Consider the following 22,153-nt stretch of genomic DNA (forward strand, 5'->3'; position numbering starts at 1 on the left):
TCGTGTGAGGCGCAGCACTGGCGGGGTGGGCGTGCCGCCGCCCGGCCCCCGGCGGGCGCCTGAATCCGCCGTTCAGCGCTGCTCGCCCGGCCCTCCCGACCCGGGCGCTCCCGGGCCGCCGACGGCGCGCCGCCCGCCCGCTCGCCGCCTCGGCCGGTGGGCGCCGGGTCCGATACGCTTCCCCTGGCCGCAGTCCACTCCCACCGCACCTGACCGCATCCCACTGATATCCAGGAGCACCCATGGCGCCTGAGCCGCACGCCCCCGCCCCGCACTCCGACACCGTCCAGGACGCCGCCGCCACCCCGGACCAGGAGATGCCCTGGGCCGAGCTCGGCCTCAAGGCCGAGGAGTACGAGTCCATCCGCACCCTCCTGGGCCGGCGCCCCACCAACGCCGAACTGGCCATGTACTCGGTCATGTGGTCCGAGCACTGCTCCTACAAGTCCTCCAAGATCCACCTGCGCCAGTTCGGGGACAAGACCACCGAGCAGATGCGCGCCCACCTCCTGGTGGGCATGGGCGAGAACGCCGGGGTGGTGGACATCGGCCAGGGATGGGCGGTCACCTACAAGGTCGAGTCGCACAACCACCCCAGCTTCGTCGAGCCCTACCAGGGTGCGGCCACCGGCGTGGGCGGGATCGTGCGGGACATCATCTCCATGGGCGCCCGGCCCGTGGCCGTCATGGACCAGTTGCGCTTCGGCGCCGTCGACCACCCCGACACCGCGCGCGTCGTCCACGGCGTCGTGGCCGGGGTGGGCACCTACGGCAACAGTCTGGGCCTGCCCAATATCGGCGGGGAGACCGAGTTCGACTCCTCCTACCAGGACAACCCCCTGGTCAACGCCCTGTGCGTGGGCGTGCTGCGCCACGAGGACATCCACCTGGCCAACGCCTCGGGGGCGGGCAACAAGGTGGTGCTCTTCGGGGCGCGCACCGGCGGGGACGGCATCGGCGGCGCCTCCATCCTGGCCTCGGAGTCCTTCGAGGACGGCATGCCCGCCAAGCGCCCCTCGGTGCAGGTGGGCGACCCCTTCATGGAGAAGGTCCTCATCGAGTGCTGCCTGGACCTGTTCGGCGCCGGCCTGGTCCTGGGCATCCAGGACCTGGGGGCCGCGGGGATCTCCTGCGCCACCTCCGAGCTGGCCTCCAACGGCGACGGCGGCATGCACGTGGACCTGGAGAAGGTCCTGCTGCGCGACCCCAGCCTCACCGCCGGCGAGATCCTCATGAGCGAGTCCCAGGAGCGCATGATGGCCGTGGTCGCCCCGGACCGCCTGGAGGACTTCATGGCCGTTATCGAGCGCTGGGACGTCGAGGCCGCGGTCATCGGCGAGGTCAACGGCTCGGGGCGCCTGACCATCGACCACTTCGGGGAGCGGATCGTGGACGTCGACCCGCGCACCGTGGCCCACGAGGGCCCCACCTACGAGCGCCCCTACGCCCGCCCCGCCTGGCAGGACGAGCTCAACGCCGACACCTCGGCGCGCCTGGAGCGCCCGAGCAGCGCCGCCGCGCTGGCCCAGCAGGTGCGCGCCGTGGTCACCGATGCCAACCAGGCCTCCACCGCCTGGATCACCAACCAGTACGACCGCTTCGTGCGCGGCAATACCGCCCTGTCCCAGCCCGACGACGCCGGGGTGATCCGCGTCGATGAGGCCAGCGGCCTGGGCGTGGCCATCTCCACCGACGCCAATGGCCGCTACACCAAGCTCGACCCCGCCACCGGCGCCGCCCAGGCCCTGGCCGAGGCCTACCGCAACGTGTGCACGGTGGGCGCGCGCCCCCTGGCCGTCACCGACTGCCTCAACTTCGGCTCGCCGGAGGACCCCGACGCCATGTGGCAGTTGGTGGAAGCCATTACCGGGCTGGCCGATGCCTGCGCCGCCATGGGCGTGCCGGTCACCGGCGGCAACGTGTCCCTGTACAACTCCCACGGCAAGGACAAGGGGCGCATCGACTCCTCCATCAACCCCACCCCCGTGGTCGGGGTCCTGGGGGTGCTGGAGGACGTCAGCCGCGTGCGCCCCTCGGGCTGGTATGAGGAGGGCCTAGCCATCATGGCCCTGGGCGCCACCGCCGAGGAGCTGGACGGCTCGGCCTGGGCCCGCGCCGTGCACGGGCACCTGGGCGGCCTGCCCCCGCGGGTGGACCTGGAGGCGGAGATGGCCCTGGGCCGGGTCCTGCTCGCCCTCCACGGGGCGGACCTGCCCGACGGCGCCGGTCCCCTGGTGCGCGCCGCCCACGACTGCTCCGCGGGGGGACTCATCCAGACCCTCGTGGACTCCTGCCTGCGCTGCGGCGTGGGGGCCAGCGTGGATCTGACGGCGGTCGAGGGGGAGGGTGTCGACGACTTCACCGCCCTGCTCTCGGAGTCCGGGGCGCGCGCCATCGTCGCGGTCCCCGAGGCCGCGGTCCCGGTGGTCATCGCGGCCGCCGAGGCCGAGGACGTCCCCGTGGCCCGCCTGGGCACCACCGGCGGGGACCTGCTCGTGGTCACCGGCGGCGACCTGCTCTCCGACGGCGGTGCGGGCCGGCCCCTCATCCTGGACCTGGACGAGCTGCGCGAGGACGTGGAGGCCACCCTGCCCGCCCTGTTCTGACCGGCGTGCCCGACCGGCATGCCGGTCCCCGCCGTTCCCGGGCCGGTGCCGGGGGCTCGGCCAGCGCGCTCCCGATGGTCACATCGGTGTCACGGAAAGGGCGGCGAATGCCCGGCAGACCAACGTACCGCCTCCGGGGCGGTCACGCGGGGATAACGGCGGTCGGTGCTCGCGATGGGCGGAAGATCCAGCAGACCCCAAGGCGTTCTCCATAGACTTCGAGCATGACTGCGCCATCAGAGACCTCCGAGACGATCGACCCGCGCCGGGTGTCCCTCTATGCAGGCCACTTCGATGCCCTGTGGGGACTCGCCTGGAGCCCGGACGGTACTCGGATCCTCTCCGGCTCCCATGACGGCACCGCCCGCGTCTGGGATGCGGACAGCGGCGGCGAGCTCTTCGCCCTGACCGGTCGCGGGGGCTCGGTCAATGCCGCGGCCTGGAGCCCCGATGGCAGGCGCCTGGCCACCACCTCCGAGGAGCACACCGCCCGCATCTGGGATGCGGACACCGGTGAGGACCTCCTCCTGCTGGACCTGGGTGGGCAGGCCATCGGGGGCGCGGTGGCCTGGAGCCCGGACTCCACCCGCCTCATCACGCGCATGGAGGACGACGCCGCCCGCATCTGGGATGCCGCCACAGGCGAGACCGTGCGCACCCTGGTCGGCCATGCCGACAATGTCACGGCCGTGGCCTGGAGCCCGGACCGCACCCGCGTGGCCACCGCCTCGGACGACGGCACCGCCCGCATCTGGGATGTCACCACCGGCACCGAGCTGCTCCACGTGGGCCCCATCCCGGTCCAGGACACCGCCCAGGGCGAGGACGGTGCGGTCGAGCCCATGACCGGCCTGGCCTGGAGCCCGGACTCCACCCGCATCATCACCGCCTCCGATGAGTCCATGCCCCGCGTGTGGGACGCCGCCACCGGTGCCCACCTGTTGACCCTCAGCGGCGAGTACTGGGTGAGCACCGTGGCCTGGAGTCCGGACTCCACCCGCATCGTCACCGACGACCTGGGAGACTCCTCGGCCCATGTGTGGGACGCCAACACCGGGGTGGAGCTGATGACCCTGGCGGGGCACGGCAAGTGGGCCTGCTCCCTGGCCTGGAGTCCGGACTCCACCCGCGTGGCCACCGGCTCCCACGACCACACCGTGCGCATCTGGGATCCGGTCACCGGCGAGTGCGTCAAGGTGCTGGGCCCCGGTAACAGCGTGGACGCCGTGGCCTGGAGCCCCGAGGGCAGCCGGGTGGTCGTGGGCGCCAAGATCGGCGGGACCCGCGTGTGGGACCTGACCTCCGGCGAGCCCGTGCTGACGGTCGATGTCCAGGATCCCGAGCTGTCCAGCTTCGGCTGGAGCCCCGATGGCAGCCGCCTGGCCGCGGACTCCTACTTCTCGCGCGGCGTGTCCGTGCTCAATGCCAGCACCGGGGAGGGGATCCTGTCGCTGACGGCCGGCCTCGATGAGGTCAACGCCTTCGCCTGGAGCCCCGAGGGCCGGCGCCTGCTCACCGGCGTGGGCAGTTCGATGGCGGTCATCTGGGACGCTGACCGCGGCACCGCCCTGCTGGAGCTGGAGGGCCACTCCGACATTGTCACCTCGGTGGCGTGGAGCCCCAACGGCGCCAGGGCCCTGACCGGCTCGCAGGACGGCAGCGCCCGCATCTGGGATACCACCACCGGCAAGGTGGTGCGCACCTTCACCCACGACTGGGTGCGCGAGGTCGCCTGGACCCGTGGCGGGCCCCGGGTGGTCACCGGCAGCGCCGACGGCGATGGGCACGTGTGGGACGCCATCACCGGCGGGGAGCTGGTCAGGCTCGCGGGCCAGGGCGCCATGGTGCGCTCCTTCGCCTGGAGCCCCGATGGCCAGCGCGTCCTGGCCGGTTTCGACGACGGCGTGGCACGGGTCTGGGACGAGGTCTCCGGCAAGGTGGTGCTCACCCTGGCAGGCCACCGATTCGGGGTGACCGCCGCGCAGTGGAGCCCGGATGGCGCTCGCATCATCACCGGCTCGGAGGATGCCACGGTGCGGCTGTGGGATGCCCAGACCGGCGAGATGACCGGCCCCTTCTTCTGCTTCCTGCCCGACGGCGAGGTCGCGGTGCTCGACGCCCCCACCCTGGGACTGCGCGCGGGCTCCGAGCAGGTCTGGGACCTCCTGGCCCACCCCGAGGTCATCGAGGGCCGCCTGACCCGCGTGCTCATGACTCCGCGGAGTGCCGAGCCATTGCCCTTCCAGGCCCCGGCCGAGGAGGCCCACGAGGCGGATCAGGGCGCGGGCGTCGAGCCGGGCACGGCGCAGGCCGCCGATCAGGGCGCCCCCGGCCCCGAGGCCTCCCCTGAGGGGCTGGGCGACGGCCATGCCGCCGAGCACGGCCGGCATGCACTGCCGGCCCAGGAGGAGGCCGTCGATCACCCCGAGCCCGATGAGCCCGTTGCCGGGTCGGAGCCGGCTCCCCCGGCCGGTGGGGCCGAGCCGGGCGTGCAGGACGGCGCCCCGCAGAGCGCCGAGCCCTCGGCGGATCCCGTGCCCGCGCTGTCCCTGGTGGCCGACGACTCCAGTGGCCAGGGCTTCGCCCCCAGCCCCTGGGACATTCTGCCCACCGTGGAGACCGACACCCCCGAGGGGGCCGGGATGCCCGACCTCGCCCTCCTGTCGGGAGACGCCCACGTCTCGTCTCCTGTGGGCCAGGCGCGCCGGGGCGCCCACGCCGCCGACCCGGCGGCCCTGGACGAGCCGGAGCCGGTCCAGGCCCCCGCCGAAGGCGGGCAGCCCCCGGCTCCTGGGGGGCCCCAGGCCCCCGAGACCCCCGGCGCGGTCGAGACCGCCGGCATGGCGGCCACCGCCTCAGGGGCGGAACCGGCCCAGCCCGCGCCGTACCAAGCACCCGGGGCCCAGCCCCAGGTCGAGGGGCAGGCGGGGGAGCAGCCCGAGCCGGGCGCCGAGGCCGGTGGCGCGATGCCGCAGGAGGAGGCTCCCGCACCCTGGGGCGACCCCGAGCTGCGGCGTCGGATCTACACCGAGGTGGAGGAGTTCGTCTCGGCCATCGCGCGGCGCGACCTCAACGAGCTGGCCAGCCGCTACGGGATCTCAGGCGATTCGCTCTCCGCCCTGGAAGAGCAGATCGACCGCTTCCCCGTGCCCTCCTCCGAGCTGAGCCTCTACCCGATCCAGAAGGCGGATGAGTACGCTGACGGCCGCCACCGCCTGAGCCTCAGCGAGCTGCCCGACAGCGGCGTCCTCATCGAGAGCGAGGTGTGGCGCGAGGGCACCTATGCCGGGGGCCTGCTCGTGGCGCACTGGAACCCGATGGGCATCTACCCCTTCGACTTCCGCAGCTTCCGCTTCTAGGCGCACCGGCCGGGCCTCCGGGTGGCTCGGCCGGGGCCGTGGGCCTTGGGGCCTAGGATCATTGTTACTGGAGAACGATTCTCATCAGCGGGGTCTGCTGGCATCTGCGCAGGTCACCGCCCCTTGCCCGCCTGCTGTGAATAAACAGCGGGCGCATAGGTTGCCGTGAAGGTGCTTAGACTCTGCCAGGAAGGACCTGTTGAGAGGAGCACCCGTGACGACCACCCACTACCCGCTCAGTGCGCGGGCGGCCGCCTGGGCGGTCCACTGCCTGACCATGTCCGGGCTGGTGTGGGCCTCCCTGGCGACGCTCGCGGCCATCCACGAGGAGATCACCTGGATGTGGGTCTGGCTCCTGGTGGCGCTCGTGGTCGACGGCGTCGACGGCACCCTGGCGCGCCGCACCCGCGTGGCCGAGATCATCCCCTGGTTCGACGGCGTCATCGTCGACATCGTCGTGGACTACCTCACCTGGACCTTCATCCCGGCACTCTTCATGTACCTGTACCTGCCCATGGGTGCGGGACCGGTCAAGGCATTCATGCTCATCCTCATCCTGAGCTCCTCCATGTTCTGCTACGCCAACAAGAACTGGAAGTCCACCGACTACTACTTCGTCGGCTTCCCGGCGGCCTGGAACATCGTGGCCCTCATGTTCTACGTTCTGGGCACCCCCACCTGGGTCAATGTGCCGGTGACCATCATCCTGGCGATCCTGACACTGGTGCCCACCCACTACCTGCACCCCGCCCGAGTCAAGCGGTTCCGGGCCCTCAACATCGCCTCGGCGGGGGTATGGCTGGCCGCCAGCAGCTGGCTGGTGGCGGTCTACCCCGACCGCCCCCTGCCCCTGGTCGCGGCAGTGGTCATCTCTGGGGGCTGGTTCATGCTCGTCGGCGTCCTGCGCTCGATCCGCGGCGCCGACGAGACCGCCACCGCCTGAGCGCGGCCCCGCGGGGCCAGGGACGCCCCCGATCACTCGCGCGGCGCGCGGCGGCCCGGCGGCTGTGCGGGGGAGTGCGGGGCCTGCTCGCGGCTCGGCGCCTGCACGCCCCGGGCCACGCCGACGTCGCGCAGCCAGCGCCCACCCTCGAGCAGGAGGGTGAGGACGATCAGCAACCCGACCACGAGCAGGACCCAGGGCGGGTAGTCCTGCCCCCGGGCGAAGAAGTACAGGTAGGGGGCGATGAAGGTGATCAGCGTGATGACCAGGCCGAGCATGCGGATGCGCAGGCGCTTGCCCGCCACCATGGCGATGATGCCCCAGGTGTAGGGCACGGCGGTGACGATATCGATGGTCCACAGTACCCAGGGGTTGCCGTGGAAGCCCGGGGCCAGGGCCGCGGGCAGGGCCCGCAGGGAGGAGTAGATGAAGACCGTGGCATAGGCCAGGAAGCGGGGGTTGTGCAGCAGTCGGGTGATGCTGGAGCGGGGCAGCAGCCTGACCCGGGCGGTCCTGAGCGCCTCCAGGGTGTGCCGTGAGACGCGCAGCGGGTCGGTGCCCTCCAGGACGGTGCGCAGGTAGGTGACGTGCTCGGGGCCCGCCTTGGCCCACCGGTCCAGTAGGGCGCGGGGGCTGAGGGCCACCACGCAGGCTGTCCCGTCATGGGGGGCCGCGCCGCCGGCGCCGCACGCGCCGCGCGGGTCCCCGGCCTGTGGGATCTGGGGGGCGCTCGCGGCCCCGGCCTGGTCGGACAGGGCATTGGCCAGGTGCACGAGGTCCTCGCCCAGCAGCTCCCGCAGCGCCTCGACCTGTGCGGGGGTGGCCTCGCACAGCCACAGCCTCTGCCCGTGCTCGACGGCGTGGCTCAGGGCGTGCCCCAGAGCCCAGCCGTGCTCGTCGGGGCTGAAGAACTCCGAGGGATCGCTCAGGCTCGCCAGCTCGGGAACCTCGGCGACGTTGAAGCAGGTGAGGTCCCCTACGCGGTCGACCTCCGCCACCCGCCGCAGCGTCTCGGCCTCCAGGGCATGGCGCTGGACGATCGGCAGCTCCACCACGGAGCGCAGGGTGATGAGCTCGGCCATGGTGGAGGGCAGGGCGGAGCGGCGAGAGGGAGCGTGTAGGAGCATCGTGCTGATGATAGAGCCGGTCCCCGGCCTTCTCCTCGGCCTGCGGGAGGAGAACGGACCGCTCGTGGTCGAGGGCGGTGCCCAGTATGCGGACACTGCGGTGTTGTCTGGGCCACTGCCGGGCGGGGCGGGGTGGGACTGCGGAGGGGCGGTGCTGGGCCTGCTGCGGCGCAATGCGCCCCTGACCCGGGCGCCCAGGTTTCTGCCAGATGACGCGGTGTTTCGCCTCAGTGAACGCCTGAGTGGAAATCTGAGCCCGGCACCGAGGCGGCAGCCAGGTGCGCAGTCTGCCTGCAAGGTGAAGGAGAAGCAGTATGCAGGACGTTGTCGAGAAGGTTTACGAGCAGGTCGTGGCCCGCAATCGTGGAGAGGCCGAGTTCCACCAGGCCGTCCGCGAGGTGCTGGAGTCCCTCGACCCCGTCATCGCCAAGCACCCCCACTACGCTGAGGCGGCTCTGCTGGAGCGGCTCGTCGAGCCCGAGCGGCAGATCATGTTCCGCGTGCCCTGGGTCGACGACGCGGGCAACGTCCAGGTCAACCGCGGCTTCCGCATCGAGTTCAACTCCGCCCTGGGCCCCTACAAGGGCGGCCTGCGCTTCCATCCCTCGGTCAACGCCGGGATCATCAAGTTCCTCGGCTTCGAGCAGATCTTCAAGAACGCCCTGACCGCTCAGGGCATCGGCGGCGGCAAGGGCGGCTCGGACTTCGACCCGCATGGGCGCTCCGACGCAGAGGTCATGCGCTTCTGCCAGTCCTTCATGACCGAGCTGGCCCGCCACATCGGCCCCAGCACCGACGTGCCCGCCGGGGACATCGGCGTGGGGGGCCGTGAGATCGGCTACATGTTCGGCCAGTACAAGCGCCTGCGCAACTCCTACGATGCCGGGGTCCTCACCGGCAAGGGCCTGGCCTGGGGCGGCTCGCTTGTGCGCACCGAGGCCACCGGCTACGGCGCCGTCCTGTTCGCCCAGTCGATGCTCGCCACCAAGGGCGACTCCCTGGAGGGCAAGAAGGTCGTCGTCTCCGGTGGCGGCAACGTGGCGATCTACGCCATCGAGAAGGCCCAGCAGCTCGGCGCCACCCCGATCACCTTCTCCGACTCCTCGGGCTACGTCGTCGACGAGGCCGGTGTGGACCTGGCGCTGCTCAAGCAGGTCAAGGAGGTCGAGCGCGGGCGCGTGGCCGACTACGTCGAGCGCCGCCCCGGTGCCCGTCTGGTCACCGGCGGCTCGGTGTGGGACGTGCCCTGCGACGTCGCCCTGCCCTGCGCCACCCAGAACGAGCTCGACGGCGATGCCGCCGCCACCCTGCTGCGCGGCGGCTGCGGCGTGGTCTCCGAGGGCGCCAACATGCCCTCCACCCCGGAGGCGGTGGACGCCTTCCTGTCCGCGGGCATCCTCTTCGGCCCCGGCAAGGCGGCCAATGCCGGGGGCGTGGCCACCTCCGCCCTGGAGATGGAGCAGAATGCGGGTCGCACCCGCTGGAGCTTCGAGAAGGCCGAGTCCAAGCTCACCGGCATCATGCAGGACATCCACGACTCCTGCGTCAGCGCCGCCGAGGAGTACGGCCGTCCCGGCGACTACGTGCTGGGCGCCAATGCCGCGGGCTTCACCCGTGTGGCCGATGTCATGATCGCCCACGGCATCGTGTGAGCCGCCGGCGCCCCGGCGCCCGGGGCCGGCCGCTGTACCGAGAACGGCGCTGAGGATCCCCTGGAAGTGCTGATGCCGCCCGTCCCGCGACAAGGGGCGGGCGGCGTCGTCGATGCTGCGGCAGGCCGATGCGGCCTGAGGTGCGATCTATGAGATCCGCCAAGAATCTGGAGGGATCTCTGTCAATCCCGCGCGGAGGGGCGGCGACCGGCGTACTGTGTAACCGTTCCGTAATCCCGCCCTTCGAGGACTCTGATGAGAACACGCCCCCTCGCCAAGGCCGCCGCCGCTCTGAGCGCCCTCGCTCTTGCCGCCGCCGCGCCCATCGCCGCTGCTGACGAGGACAAGCCCGCGCCCCCCGCACAGGGCGGCGAGGCGGTCACCATTGACCTGCTCGGCATCACCGACCTCCACGGTCACATCTCCCGCACCACCCAGACGGACAAGGCCACCGGCCAGGTCACCGTGGCCGACCCCGGCGCGGTGACACTGGCCTGCGAGGTCTCCGCCGCCCGTGCCAGCAACCCCCATACCCTGTTCGTCTCCGCGGGGGACTCGGTGGGCGGATCGGCCTACGTCTCCTCGGCCCTGGAGGACCGACCCACCATCGATGTGCTCAACGCGATGAAGCTGGACGTCTCGGCCCTGGGCAACCACGAGCTCGACAAGGGCCTGCCCGACCTCGAGGGACGCATCCTGGGCGCCACCGACGCCCCGATCCTGGCCGCCAATGTCACCGGCTCGGCGCCCCTGAGTGCCGAGGGGGCGGGCAACGGTGTGTTCATCAAGGAGACCGGAGGGGTGCGTGTGGCCTTCGTCGGGGCGGTCACCGATGAGCTGCCCGCCCTGGTCCCGCCCTCGGCCCTGGCCTCCCTGACCCTGAGCCCGGCGGTCCAGACCGCCAACACCAAGGCCAGTGAGCTCAAGGACGGAGATGCCGCCAATGGTGAGGCCGACGTCGTCGTGGTCCTGTCCCACGAGGACGCCGCGCTGACGGCCGGCTCCTTCAACAAGAGCGTCGACGCCGTCTTCGCCGGGCACAGCCACGTGCCCTTCGCCCAGACGGTCACCGGCGCCGAGGGCAACCAGATCGCCGTGGTCCAGGCCGACCACTACGGCTGGGCCCTGGGGCGCATCTCCCTGAGCTACGACCCCGCCACCAAGCGCACCAGCGTGGTGACCGCGGAGAACAAGGACCTCAAGACCTCGGGCTGCACCACCGACGCCTACGGCGTGGCCGGGATCGTCTCCAAGGCCGAGACCGACTCCTCGACCCAGGGAGCCAAGCCCCTGGCCAGGATCGGCTCGGACTTCCTGCGCGGATCGGACGGCAACGGGCCCGGCGGGCACCGCGGCACGGAGTCCACCGCCTCCAATGTCATCGCCGAGTCCTTCCGCCACTGGCTGGCCACCAGCATCCAGCCCACGGACTCCACCTACTACGTGGGCCTGATGAACGCCGGGGGAGTGCGGGCCGACTACCTCTACGCCTCCAGCGACGCCAAGGAGGGGGACGGGGTGCTGACCTCCGGGGAGGCCTACACGGTCCAGCCCTTCGGCAATGAGATGGCCTACACCACCCTCACCGGCGCCGAGCTCAAGGCCCTCCTGGCCCAGCAGTGGCAGCCCGGGGCGAGCCGCTCGGTACTGACCCTGGGCCTGTCCAGCAATGTCGGCGTGGTGCTGGACGCCTCGGCCGAGGCCGAGCTGGCCGCCATCCAGGCCGACCTGGCGGCCTCGGGTGCCGATGCCTCCACCCGCGCTGAGGACATCAAGGCCGCCCGCGCCAAGGTGGTGCGCGAGATCGTCGTCGACGGCCATCCCCTGAGCGACACCGACACGGTGGTCGTGGCCTCCAACTCCTTCGTCATGGAGGGCGGGGACGGCTACGACGCCCTGGCCGACCACGAGGAGGTCAACACCGGGATCCTGGACCGGGACGTCACCTCGACCTACCTGGCCTCCTTCGGCGATCAGCCCATCTCGGCCGGCTACGACAAGCGCCAGGTCGGCATGACCCTGACCGGTAAGAGCCGTGACACCGCCACCGTCTCCCTCGACGGCCTGGCCTACACCAACCCTGCCGAGCAGCAGGCGGGCGCCCAGCGGGTGCGGGTGATGAACGGGACCACCGAGATCGCCAGCCACGACATCGACCTGGCCGTGGATGCCACCGGGCCCACCACGGGCAAGGCCACCTTCGATGTCACGGTCCCGGCGGACGCCCCCACCGGTACCTGCCGCTCCAAGTCCGACCGGACCTGCCGCTACGTGACCCTGGAGACGGTTGACTCCCAGGGCAAGGTGCTCAACACCCTCTATGTGGAGACCGTCGTGGAGGAGCAGGCCTCGCCGGCTCCCAGCGACACGCCCACCGAGACCCAGCCCCCTGCTGCAAGCCAGCCGCCCGCTGAGCAGCCCCCGGCCGCCGATGCGCCGCCGGCCCCGGAGCAGCCTGCGGCCTCCACCGAGGCCGCCGCGCCAGCACAGGCCACCACTGCGGCGCCTCAGGCGGGCGCCCCGAGCGGCACAGGCTCCCTGGCTCGCACGGGTGCCTCGCCGGCCTGGGGGGCGCTGGCCCTCGCCCTGCTGGCAGGCGGTCTCCTGCTCGTGGCCCGTCGTCGCTCGGCCTCCTGAGGCCCGGCCTCCGCACGCCCGGGGGCCTGCCTCCAGGCGCCTCTGTGATCACTCGACCGGCCCTCCCCGCATCGGGGAGGGCCGGTCGAGTGCTCTCCGGCGAGGAGTCCACGACGACGAGACGAGAGGATGTTTGATGGGTCACATCACCCTGGACATGAATGTGTGAACAGACATACCATCATGTCTGAACAGACATTTATCGCTGTTCAATTCTGTCCGATCAGGCATCCGATGCGGCCGATGATGACGTCAGGAGGCGAGCCATGGCAGCGCAGCACAGGCAGGAGCAGATCCTCGACCAATTGCGCGCCCTGGGGCGGGTCCAGGTCAACGATCTCGCCGAGCACTTCGACGTCACCCCCGAGACCATCCGCCGCGACCTGACCGCCATGGACCGCAGCGGGGTCCTGCGCAAGGTGCACGGCGGAGCCGTCCCGGCCTCCTCCCTGGCGCTGCCCGAGACCGGCGTGTCCCACCGCGAGCAGCTCCACACCGCAGCCAAGCAGGCCATCGCCCAGGCCGTCCTGAGTCGCCTGGACCTGGCTGAGGGCGGCACCCTCCTGCTCGATGCCGGCACCACCACCGGCGCCCTGGCCCGTATCCTTCCCGGCGTCCCCGGCCTGACGGTCATCACCAACTCGGTCCTCATCGCCGCCCGCCTGGCCTCCCGCGGGGAGACGACCGTGCGCATCCTGGGCGGGCACGTCCGCGGCCTGACGCAGGCCGCCGTCGGCCCCGAGGCCCTGGAGGCCCTGGCCCTCCTGCGCGTGGACGTGGCCGTCCTGGGGGCCAATGGCGTCAGCGCCCAGCACGGGCTGTCCACCCCGGATCCCGACGAGGCCACCGTCAAGCGCGCCATGGTGCGCGCCGCCCGCCGGGTGATCGCCCTGACCGACGCCTCCAAGATCGGCCAGGAGCACCTGGTCTCCTTCGCCCACCTCGACGACGTGGACCTGCTGGTCCTCGACGTCGAGCCGCCCCCTGACCTGACCGCCCAGCTCGCCACCACCGGAACAGAGGTCCTCGTCGCATGATCCTCACGCTCACACCCAACCCGTCACTCGACCGCACCGTCACCCTGCCCGGTCCCCTCCAGCGCGGGGCCGTCAACCGCCTGGCCACCGTCACCGTGGAGCCCGGCGGCAAGGGCGTCAACGTCGCCCGCGTCCTGGCCAACTCCGGTCAGGCGGCCACCGCCCTCCTGCCAGTGGCCGCCCACGACCCCCTCCTGGCCGCCATCGAGGCCCTTGGCATGGACCGGCTCACGGCCCTGCCCGTCCAGGTCTCCGGGGCCGCCCGCATCAACACCGCCGTCACCGAGCCCGACGGCACCACCACCAAGCTCAACGAGCCCGGGGCGGGCCTGAGCGGGCAGGAGGTCAGCGCCGTCGAGCAGGAGCTGCTCGCAGCACTGGGCGCGGCCGCCGACTCAACAGCCCCTGCCGGAGCCCCTGTGGAGCGGGCCGAGGAGGGTCGTGACTGGGCCATCCTCTCCGGCTCCCTGCCCCCCGGCGCCCCGGACGACTGGTACGCCCGGCTCGTCACCCTCCTGCGCCAGGCCATCCCGGGCCTGCGCATCGCCGTGGACACCTCCGATGCGCCCCTGGCCGCCCTGGCCTCCGCCCTGCCCGAATCCGCCCCGGACCTCATCAAGCCCAACGGCGAGGAGCTCGCCCAACTGGCCGGGGTGGGGGCCACCGACCTGGAGGAGGGAGCCATCAACGGCGACCTGGAGCCGGTGGCCGCCGCCGCCCGCGCCCTGGTGGACCTGGGCATCGGCGCCGTCATGGCCACCCTGGGGCCCGCCGGGGCCGTCCTGGTCACGGCCCGGGGCGCCTGGCACGCCACCGCCCCCGAGGTCGCGGTGGTCTCCACCGTCGGGGCGGGGGACTCCTCCGTGGCCGGCTACGTCCTGGCCGAGGTGCGCGGGGGCGAGGAGGCCGAGCGCCTGGCCACGGCCATGGCCTACGGCTCCGCAGCCGCCTCACTGCCGGGAACCACCCTGCCCACCCCCGCCGATCTGCCCGCCCAGCCCGCCGTCGTCGTCCAGCTCGCCTGAGCCGGGCGGACCGCCGCTCCCGACGGCGCCCGCCTCCGGCCGGGCCGCCGCCGACCTCGTCCACCCTCCAACCCGCGACCACCACTCCGCCTCGTGCCCGCGAGGCGGCCCTCGGACAACAAGGAAGCCCCATGACCGAGAACACGCCATTGATCATCCCCGATCTGGTCGTCCTGGACGCCCAGGCCGGGCCGAGTAAGGAAGACGTCATCGAGTTCCTGGCCGCCACCGTGGCGCGCGCAGGCCGAGCCGGCTCCCCCGACGGGCTGGCGGCCGACGCCAAGGCGCGCGAGGCCACCGCTCCCACCGGCATCCCCGGCGGGATCGCCATCCCCCACTGCCGCAGCCCCCACGTGCTGGCCCCCAGCCTGGGCTTCGCGCGACTGGCTGAGCCGGTGGACTTCGGGGCGGCCGACGAGCAGGCCGCCGACCTCGTCTTCATGATCGCCGCCCCCGACGGCGCCGACGACGTCCACCTCCAACTGCTGGCCAAGCTCGCCCGCGGCCTCATGCAGGACGAGTTCACCGGGGCGCTGCGGCAGGCCAGCAGCCCCGAGGAGGTGGCCCGTATCGTCACCGGCCAGGTCCAGCCCGAGCTGCTCGACGGCGGGGATGAGCCGGCCTCGTCGGCTGGCGAGGAGGCACCCGCCGCGGCAGCAGGTGCTGGCGCCGCGGCAGCCGGGGGCGCCGCCTCCGGTGGGGATGTGGTCATCGTCGGGGTCTCCTCCTGCCCCACCGGCATCGCCCACACCTTCATGGCGGCCGAGGCCCTGGAGCAGGCGGGCAAGGACCGGGGCATCACCGTGGCCATCGAGGGCCAGGGCTCGGGCAGGATCGACGCCCTGGACCCCGCACTCGTGGCGCGGGCCGACGCCGTCATCTTCGCCCACGACCTGCCAGTCAAGGGCCGGGAGCGCTTCGCCGGCAAGCCGGTCATCGACGTCGGGGTCAAGGCCGCCGTCAATGACGCGGGGGGCCTGGTGGACCGGGCCCTGGCCGCCATCGACGACCCCGCGGCCGCCCGGGTGCCTGCGGGAGAGGCCCAGGCCGAGGGGGGCTCGGAGGATGAGGAGGAGTCGGTGCACTGGGCCCGCCGCCTCCAGCGGGCGGTCATGACCGGCGTGTCCTACATGATCCCCTTCGTGGCCGCGGGCGGTCTGCTCATCGCCCTGGGCTTCCTCTTCGGCGGCTACGACATCGCCCTGACCCCCGAGGGCGCCGACAGGCCCGTGGCTGAGGCCGTGGCGCACGACTACACCCTGTGGAACCTGCCGGGGACGGTCGCCGGTGCGGCGCACTCCAGCGGGCTGATGCTCTACCTCGGATCGGTGTTCCTGGTACTGGGGCAGGCGGCCATGGGCTTCCTGGTCCCCGCCCTGGCCGGCTACATCGCCTTCGGCCTGGCCGGCCGCCCCGGTATCGCTCCCGGCTTCGCCATGGGCGCGGTAGCCCTCTCGGTGGACTCCGGCTTCATCGGAGGCCTGGTGGGAGGCATCCTCGCCGGCTATGTCGCGGCCTGGCTCACCGGTCTCAATGTGCCGCGATGGCTGCGGGGCCTCATGCCCGTGGTCGTCATCCCGCTGGGGACCACCCTGGCGGTGGGCTCGGTGATGTACATGCTCCTGGGCAAGCCCCTGGCCTCCCTCATGGCCGGTCTGCAGAACGGCCTGACATCCATGTCCGAGGGCGGCTCCGCCGTGCTCCTGGGCGTCATCCTGGGCCTCATGATGTGCTTCGACCTGGGCGGCCCGGTCAACAAGGCCGCCTACCTCTTCGCCACCGCCGGCCTGGCCGCCGCGACCACCGCCTCCTTCGAGGTCATGGCCGCTGTCATGGCTGCGGGCATGGTGCCGCCCCTGGCGGTCTCGGTGGCGACCTTCCTGCGGCCCGGCCTGTTCACCAAGGCCGAGGTGGAGAATGGGCGCAGCGCCTGGCTGCTGGGCCTGTCCTTCATCTCCGAGGGGGCCATCCCCTTCGCGGCGGCGGACCCGCTGCGCATCATCCCGGCGACCATGGCGGGGGGCGCGGTGACCGGGGCGCTGTCCATGGCTCTGCACGTGGGCTCGCGCGCTCCGCACGGGGGCGTGTTCGTGGCCTTCGCCATCACCAACGTCCTGAGCTTCCTCCTGGCGATCCTCGCCGGCGTGGTGGTCACGGCGGCGCTGGTGGTCCTGCTCAAGCGCTACGCCCACAAGGCCTGAGGCCGGCGGCGGGCGCCTCCTTCAGGAGGGGCGCCGCGCAGTATGCGAGTGCGGGGTACAGCATGCGAGTGCAGGGTCATCGCATGCTGTACCCCGCACTCGCATACCAGATGCCGCGGCGTGAATCCAGGCCGGTTGCGTGCTGGCGGGCGGCGTAGGCTTGCGCCATGTCTCCTCGACGGCGCATCGATCCGGATGCTGGTGCTCAGGCGGTGCGCCGATGGGCGCGCCAGGCGCAGGACCCTGGGGGCCGGGAGGCCGGCCCGGCCGATCGCGCGCAACTGCGGCGCACCACCGCGACGGCGGTGCGCTACACCCTGGAGGAGCTGGCGGCCTGCGCCCCGGGCCGCGCCGTCGAGGTACGGGTGCCGCCCTTCGCCGCCGCTCAGGCGGTTGCCGGGGCCGTCCACCGCCGAGGCACCCCGCCCAGCGTCGTGGAGACGGACTCCGAGACCTGGCTGGCCCTGGCCACCGGAGCCCTGGCCTGGGACGAGGCCCTGGCCAGCGGAGCCCTGCGGGCCTCGGGAGAGCGCTGCGACCTGTCGGCCTACCTGCCGCTGGTGCGCGCCTGAGCCGCGCCCCGGTCCTGCACCGGGCAGGGGCGGTGGGTAGATTCACCCCATGAGCCGCACTCGCCTGAGCGCCCACACCGCGCCTCCCACCGAGGTCACCCGAGCCCTGGACGCCCTGCGCGCCGAGCACGGCATCCCCGAGCGCTTCCCGCCCCAGGCGCTGGCCGAGGCCGAGCAGGCCGCCGCCCAATGGGCCGACGGCGGGGCCCGCAGGCTCCTGGACGACGGTGCCCGCGACGCCCGCGACCTGCCCCTGGTCACCATCGACCCGGTCGGATCCATGGACCTGGACCAGGCCCTGGCCCTGGAGCGCCTCAGCCCGTCGGAGCCGCCCGCAGCGCCCGAGGCCGACCCGGCCCCCGCCTACCGCGTCCACTACGCCATCGCCTCCCTGGCCACCTTCGTGCAGCCCGGGGGCGCCCTGGATGCCGAGCTGCGCCGTCGCGGCGAGACCGTCTACGCCCCCGACCACGCCACACCACTGCACCCCGAGGTCCTCTCCCACGGGGTCGCCTCCCTCCTGGAGGAGCAGGACCGGCCCGCCTGCCTGTGGACCATCGACCTGGACGCCCGCGGTGAGGTCCTCCACGCCCACGTCGAGCGCGCCCTCGTACGCTCACGGGCGCGCCTGAGCTACGCCCAGGTCCAGGAGGCCCTTGACGGCCGGGCCGATCTCGACCCGCGCGCCCCCGCCGACCTGCCCCGGCTCCTGGAGCGCATCGGCCGACTGCGCCAGGAGCGAGAGGCCGCTCGCGGGGGAGTCTCCCTGGCCACCCCCGAGCAGGCCATCGAGGCGATCGAGGCCCCGACCAGTGACCCGGCCGGTGCGGGGGAGCAGGAGGGGGCGGTGCCCGGCGGCTACCGGCTCGTCTTCCGCGCCGCCCTGCCCGTGGAGGAGTACAACGCGCAGATCTCCCTGCTCACCGGCATCTGCGCCGCCCGGATCATGATGGGGGCCGGCGTCGGGATCCTGCGGACCATGCCGCCGGCCGCCCCCGAGGACTACCGGCGCCTGCGCCGCGTGGCCCGGGCCCTGCGCATCGACTGGCCCCAGGACCTGCCCTACCCCGAGCTGGTGCGCAGCCTCGACCACACCGTGCCCGCCCACGCCGCCTTCCTGGACCAGGCGCTCTCGCTGTTCCGCGGCGCCGGCTACCTGGCTCTGCCCGAGGCCGTGGACGGCAGCGCCCCGGAGGGCGGCGCTGCCCCCGTGGGCGGTGCGGCGGAGGCGGCTGGGATGGCCGAGGCGGCGCAGCGCACCGCCCACGCGGCCATCGCCTCCCCCTACGCCCATGTCACCGCGCCCTTGCGCCGCCTGGTGGACCGCTACGGCGAGGAGATCTGCATCGCCGTGTGCGCGGGGCGGCCCGTGCCCGACTGGGCGGTCAGCGCCCTGCCCGGGCTCCCCGAGACCATGGCCCAGGCCGGCCGCCGGGCCCGGGCGGTGGGCCGGGGAGCGATCTCGGCCCTGGAGGCCATGGTCATGGCCGGGCATGAGGGGGAGGTCTTCGAGGGCGTCATCCTCTCCGTGCGCCAGGGGCGTGGAGAGCTCATGGTCTCCGAGCCGGCCGTGGTCGCCGAGCTTCGTGGGCAGGCCCCCGACGACCGCGACCCGGCGGGCGCCGACCCGCACCGCCCTGACCGGCATGCCCCTGAGCCGGGGGATGCCGACCAGCAAGGTCCCGGTCAGGGCCGCGCGGAACAGGGAGGCAAGGAGCAGAGCCGCCATGACCGGCGCGCCGCCCGCCTGCCCCTGGGGGAGACGGTGCGGGCCCGGCTCGTCCTGGCCGACCCCGCGGCCGGCCGCACCGAGTTCGTCATGGCCTGAGCCCCGCCCGCGGCCAGGCGCCCGGGCCGGCACGCTCGTGCCGATGGCCCGGCCTCCCGCGGGCCGGTTCCAGCGGGTCATGGCGCAGCCCGGCGCAGGGCATGGAAGACTGGGGCGGTGAGCACCGGTGAGAACCCCGCGCTGACCGCCCCTGCAACCGCCCCGACCTGTACCCCCACCACTGCGGCCCCCCTGGCCGCCGAGCCCGTCCCCACCGGTGGGCGGCGGCAGCGCGCCTCCGCGGGCGCACCGCCGTCGCAGGACCACGGCGCCCTGGTGGAGGAGCTGGCGGAGGGCCCCCGCGAGGAGTGCGGCGTCTTCGGAGTATGGGCCCCGGGGGAGGACGTCTCCCGCCTGAGCTACTTCGGGCTCTACGCCCTCCAGCACCGCGGCCAGGAGTCGGCCGGGATCGCCACCTCCAACGGCAGGCAGATCCTGGTCTACAAGGACATGGGCCTGGTCTCCCAGGTCTTCGACGACGCCGCCCTGTCCAACCTCACCGGCCACATCGCCGTCGGACACGTCCGCTACGCCACCACCGGCGCCACCACCTGGGAGAACGCCCAGCCCATGCTGGGGCCGGCGGCAGGCGGCACCCTGGCGCTGACCCACAACGGCAACCTCACCAACACCCCCGAGCTCATGGCCGCCGTGCGTCAGACCTCCGGGGAGGACCTCACCGGCGAGCTCGGCCGCGGCTCCTCCACCGACACCGCCGTCATCGCCGCCCTGATGAACCTGGTCTCCGAGCGCGGCTCCCTGACCACCGGAGCCGCCGCGGCCGACCAGCCGGCTCAGGGCGCCGGTGACCAGGCCCGGGGCGCCCAGGCCCCCCTGACCATGCACCAGGCGGCCCTGGCCGTCCTGCCGATGCTGCGCGGCGCCTTCTCCCTGGTCTTCATGGACGAGCGCACCCTCTACGCGGCCCGCGACCCCCAGGGCGTGCGGCCCCTGGTCCTGGGCCGCCTGTCCAACGGCTGGACGGTGGCCTCCGAGACCGCAGCCCTGGACATCGTGGGGGCCGCCTTCGTGCGCGAGATCGAGCCCGGCGAGCTCATCGAGATCGACGACGACGGCGTGCGCTCCACCCGCTTCGCCACCGCCCGCCGCGCCGGCTGCGTCTTCGAGTACGTCTACCTGGCCCGGCCCGACACCCGCATCTCCGGGCGCAGTGTCATCGCCTCGCGCAACGAGATGGGGGCCGCCCTGGCGCGCGAGCACCCCGTGGAGGCCGACCTGGTCATCGCCACCCCCGAGTCGGGAACCCCGGCGGCCATCGGCTACGCCCAGGCCTCGGGCATCCCCTACGGCCAGGGGCTGGTGAAGAACGCCTATGTGGGGCGCACCTTCATCCAGCCCACCCAGACCCTGCGCCAGCTGGGCATCCGCCTCAAGCTCAACCCCCTGCGCGAGGTCATCGAGGGCAAGCGCCTGGTGGTGGTCGATGACTCCATCGTGCGCGGCAACACCCAGCGCGCCCTGGTGCGGATGCTGCGCGAGGCCGGCGCCGCCGAGGTCCATGTGCGCATCTCCTCCCCGCCGGTGCTGTGGCCCTGCTACTACGGCATCGACTTCGCCACCCGGGCCGAGCTCATCGCCACCGGCATGGGCGTCGATGAGATCCGTCGCTCCATCAACGCCGACTCCCTGGGCTTCCTGTCCATCGACGGTATGGTGCAGGCCACAGGCCAGCGCGCCGAGGAGCTCTGCCTGGCCTGCTTCACCGGCGACTACCCGATCCCGCCCCCCGCCCCGGGCGTCCCGATCGGCACCATCCCGGTCAACCGCGTGCCCTCCGCCTACCGCCGTCCCACCGCGCCCCGCCCGGCCCAGGACGAGGCCGCCGGGCGGGTCACCCGCCCCGAGCTCGGCTCGGGCAGCCCGGCAGGAGCCAACTGACATGACCCACTCACGCCAAGGAGCCCAGTGATGACATCCGCGCCCGATGAGGACCAGCAGCACCAGCCGATCACCTACGCCTCCTCCGGGGTGGACACCGCGGCGGGGGACCGCGCCGTCGAGCTCATGCGGGCCGCCGTCTCCGCCACCATGACCCCCGAGGTCGTGGGGGGCGTGGGGGGCTTCGCCGGGCTGGTGGAGGCCACCGCCCTGCGCGACTACCGCCGCCCCCTGCTGGCCACCTCCACCGACGGGGTGGGCACGAAGGTGGCCATCGCCCAGGCCCTCGACATCCACGACACCATCGGCCAGGACCTGGTGGGCATGGTGGTCGACGATATCGTCGTCGTCGGCGCCCGCCCCCTGCTCATGACCGACTACATCGCCTGCGGGCGCGTGGTGCCCGAGCGCATCGCCGATATTGTGCGCGGCGTGGCCCAGGCCTGCCAGGCCGTGGGCACCCCCCTGCTGGGCGGGGAGACCGCCGAGCACCCGGGCCTCCTGGGACCCCAGGAGTACGACGTCGCCGGGGCCGCCACCGGGGTGGTCGAGGCCGACAGGCTCCTGGGCGCCGAGAAGGTGCGCGCCGGTGATGTGCTCGTGGCCCTGGGCTCCTCCGGCCTGCACTCCAACGGCTACTCCCTGGTGCGCCGCATCATCGAGCACGCGGGCTGGGACCTGGAGCGCCACGTCCCTGAGTTCGGCCGCACGCTGGGCGAGGAACTGCTGGAGCCCACCCGCCTCTACACCCGCGTGTGCCTGGTGATGCTGGAGACCCTGGCCCCCGCCGCCGCTCCCGGCCCCGTCCACGCCCTGTCCCACATCACCGGCGGGGGCCTGGCCGCCAACCTGGCCCGTGTACTGCCCGGCGGGCTCGTCGCCCAGGTCGACCGCGGCTCCTGGAGCGTGCCGCCGGTCTTCTCGGTCATGCGCGACCTGGGCCGGGTGCCCTGGAGCGACCTGGAGTCAACCCTCAACCTGGGGGTCGGCATGGTCGCCGTCGTGGATCCCGAGGGCGCCGACGGCGTGCTGAGCGTGGCACAGAGCGCGGGCATCCCCGCCTGGGTGCTCGGCGAGGTGCGCACTGCCGGCGGCCAGCCCCAGGGGCGTCTGGTGGAGGGCACCAAGGGCGTCGACGGCGGCGCCGTCGACCTGACCGGGGACTACCGGGTGGGCTGAACGGCGGATCCGACCAATGCCTGAGGCAGGTCGGGCCCCGGCACGGGACAGCCGGCAAGCGAGAGGCCTGCCGGCTGTGGTCCCGGTG

General features: G+C 73.0%; 13 protein-coding genes. 12 read left to right on the forward strand and 1 reads right to left on the reverse strand.

Features of this window, described 5'->3' with window-relative positions; translation table 11 throughout:
* The first annotated feature begins 242 nt into the window (after positions 1-242).
* The 3 genes from purL to MANAM107_RS07305 all read left to right on the forward strand — a co-directional run bounded on the left by purL (position 243) and on the right by MANAM107_RS07305 (position 6,908).
* Positions 243-2,606 (forward strand): phosphoribosylformylglycinamidine synthase subunit PurL, encoded by a 2,364-nt coding sequence (gene purL, locus MANAM107_RS07295; RefSeq protein WP_223906829.1) that lies wholly within the window; start codon positions 243-245, stop codon positions 2,604-2,606.
* A 224-nt stretch (positions 2,607-2,830) separates the two neighbouring features.
* On the forward strand, positions 2,831-5,965 hold the full coding sequence (locus MANAM107_RS07300; protein ID WP_223906832.1) for a WD40 repeat domain-containing protein: 3,135 nt from the start codon (positions 2,831-2,833) through the stop codon (positions 5,963-5,965).
* Between the two features lie 214 nt (positions 5,966-6,179).
* Complete coding sequence (locus tag MANAM107_RS07305) at positions 6,180-6,908, forward strand: CDP-alcohol phosphatidyltransferase family protein (protein WP_223906835.1); 729 nt, start codon at positions 6,180-6,182, stop codon at positions 6,906-6,908.
* Between the two features lie 32 nt (positions 6,909-6,940).
* Here the strand turns inward: MANAM107_RS07305 and MANAM107_RS07310 are convergent, their stop codons facing one another.
* Positions 6,941-8,035 carry a hypothetical protein gene (locus MANAM107_RS07310; protein WP_223906838.1) on the reverse strand — a complete coding sequence of 365 codons (1,095 nt, stop codon included), beginning with the start codon at positions 8,033-8,035 and terminating at the stop codon, positions 6,941-6,943.
* Positions 8,036-8,349: 314 nt separating this feature from the next.
* On the opposite strand from MANAM107_RS07310, the gene gdhA reads away from it, so the two are divergent.
* From gdhA to purM, 9 genes are all read left to right on the forward strand, one after another.
* Positions 8,350-9,687: an NADP-specific glutamate dehydrogenase gene (gene gdhA / locus MANAM107_RS07315; protein ID WP_179901224.1), complete on the forward strand. Its 1,338-nt coding sequence runs from the start codon at positions 8,350-8,352 to the stop codon at positions 9,685-9,687.
* A 255-nt stretch (positions 9,688-9,942) separates the two neighbouring features.
* Positions 9,943-12,324 carry a bifunctional metallophosphatase/5'-nucleotidase gene (locus MANAM107_RS07320; RefSeq protein ID WP_223906841.1) on the forward strand — a complete coding sequence of 794 codons (2,382 nt, stop codon included), beginning with the start codon at positions 9,943-9,945 and terminating at the stop codon, positions 12,322-12,324.
* A gap of 266 nt (positions 12,325-12,590) precedes the next feature.
* The gene (locus MANAM107_RS07325; protein WP_223906844.1) at positions 12,591-13,361 is read left to right on the forward strand and encodes a DeoR/GlpR family DNA-binding transcription regulator; all 771 of its coding nucleotides are present in this window, start codon (positions 12,591-12,593) and stop codon (positions 13,359-13,361) included.
* On the forward strand, positions 13,358-14,386 hold the full coding sequence (locus tag MANAM107_RS07330) for a 1-phosphofructokinase family hexose kinase (RefSeq protein WP_223906847.1): 1,029 nt from the start codon (positions 13,358-13,360) through the stop codon (positions 14,384-14,386). Before MANAM107_RS07325 ends, MANAM107_RS07330 begins: the two co-directional genes overlap by 4 nt.
* Positions 14,387-14,517: 131 nt before the next feature.
* On the forward strand, positions 14,518-16,587 hold the full coding sequence (locus tag MANAM107_RS07335) for a PTS fructose transporter subunit IIABC (protein ID WP_223912950.1): 2,070 nt from the start codon (positions 14,518-14,520) through the stop codon (positions 16,585-16,587).
* A gap of 167 nt (positions 16,588-16,754) precedes the next feature.
* Positions 16,755-17,159, forward strand: coding sequence for a sterol carrier family protein (locus tag MANAM107_RS07340; protein WP_179900102.1), 405 nt, complete (start codon positions 16,755-16,757; stop codon positions 17,157-17,159).
* A 49-nt stretch (positions 17,160-17,208) separates the two neighbouring features.
* Positions 17,209-18,987, forward strand: coding sequence for an RNB domain-containing ribonuclease (locus MANAM107_RS07345; RefSeq protein ID WP_223906850.1), 1,779 nt, complete (start codon positions 17,209-17,211; stop codon positions 18,985-18,987).
* A gap of 276 nt (positions 18,988-19,263) precedes the next feature.
* Positions 19,264-20,886, forward strand: a complete 1,623-nt coding sequence (purF, locus tag MANAM107_RS07350) for an amidophosphoribosyltransferase (RefSeq protein ID WP_223912953.1) — start codon at positions 19,264-19,266, stop codon at positions 20,884-20,886.
* Positions 20,887-20,916: 30 nt separating this feature from the next.
* Entirely contained in the window at positions 20,917-22,065 is a 1,149-nt protein-coding gene (gene purM, locus MANAM107_RS07355; protein WP_223906854.1) for a phosphoribosylformylglycinamidine cyclo-ligase, read from the forward strand.
* Positions 22,066-22,153: the final 88 nt, after the last annotated feature.

Origin of the sequence: Actinomyces capricornis, assembly GCF_019974135.1 — a bacterium.
Lineage (GTDB): Bacteria > Actinomycetota > Actinomycetes > Actinomycetales > Actinomycetaceae > Actinomyces > Actinomyces capricornis.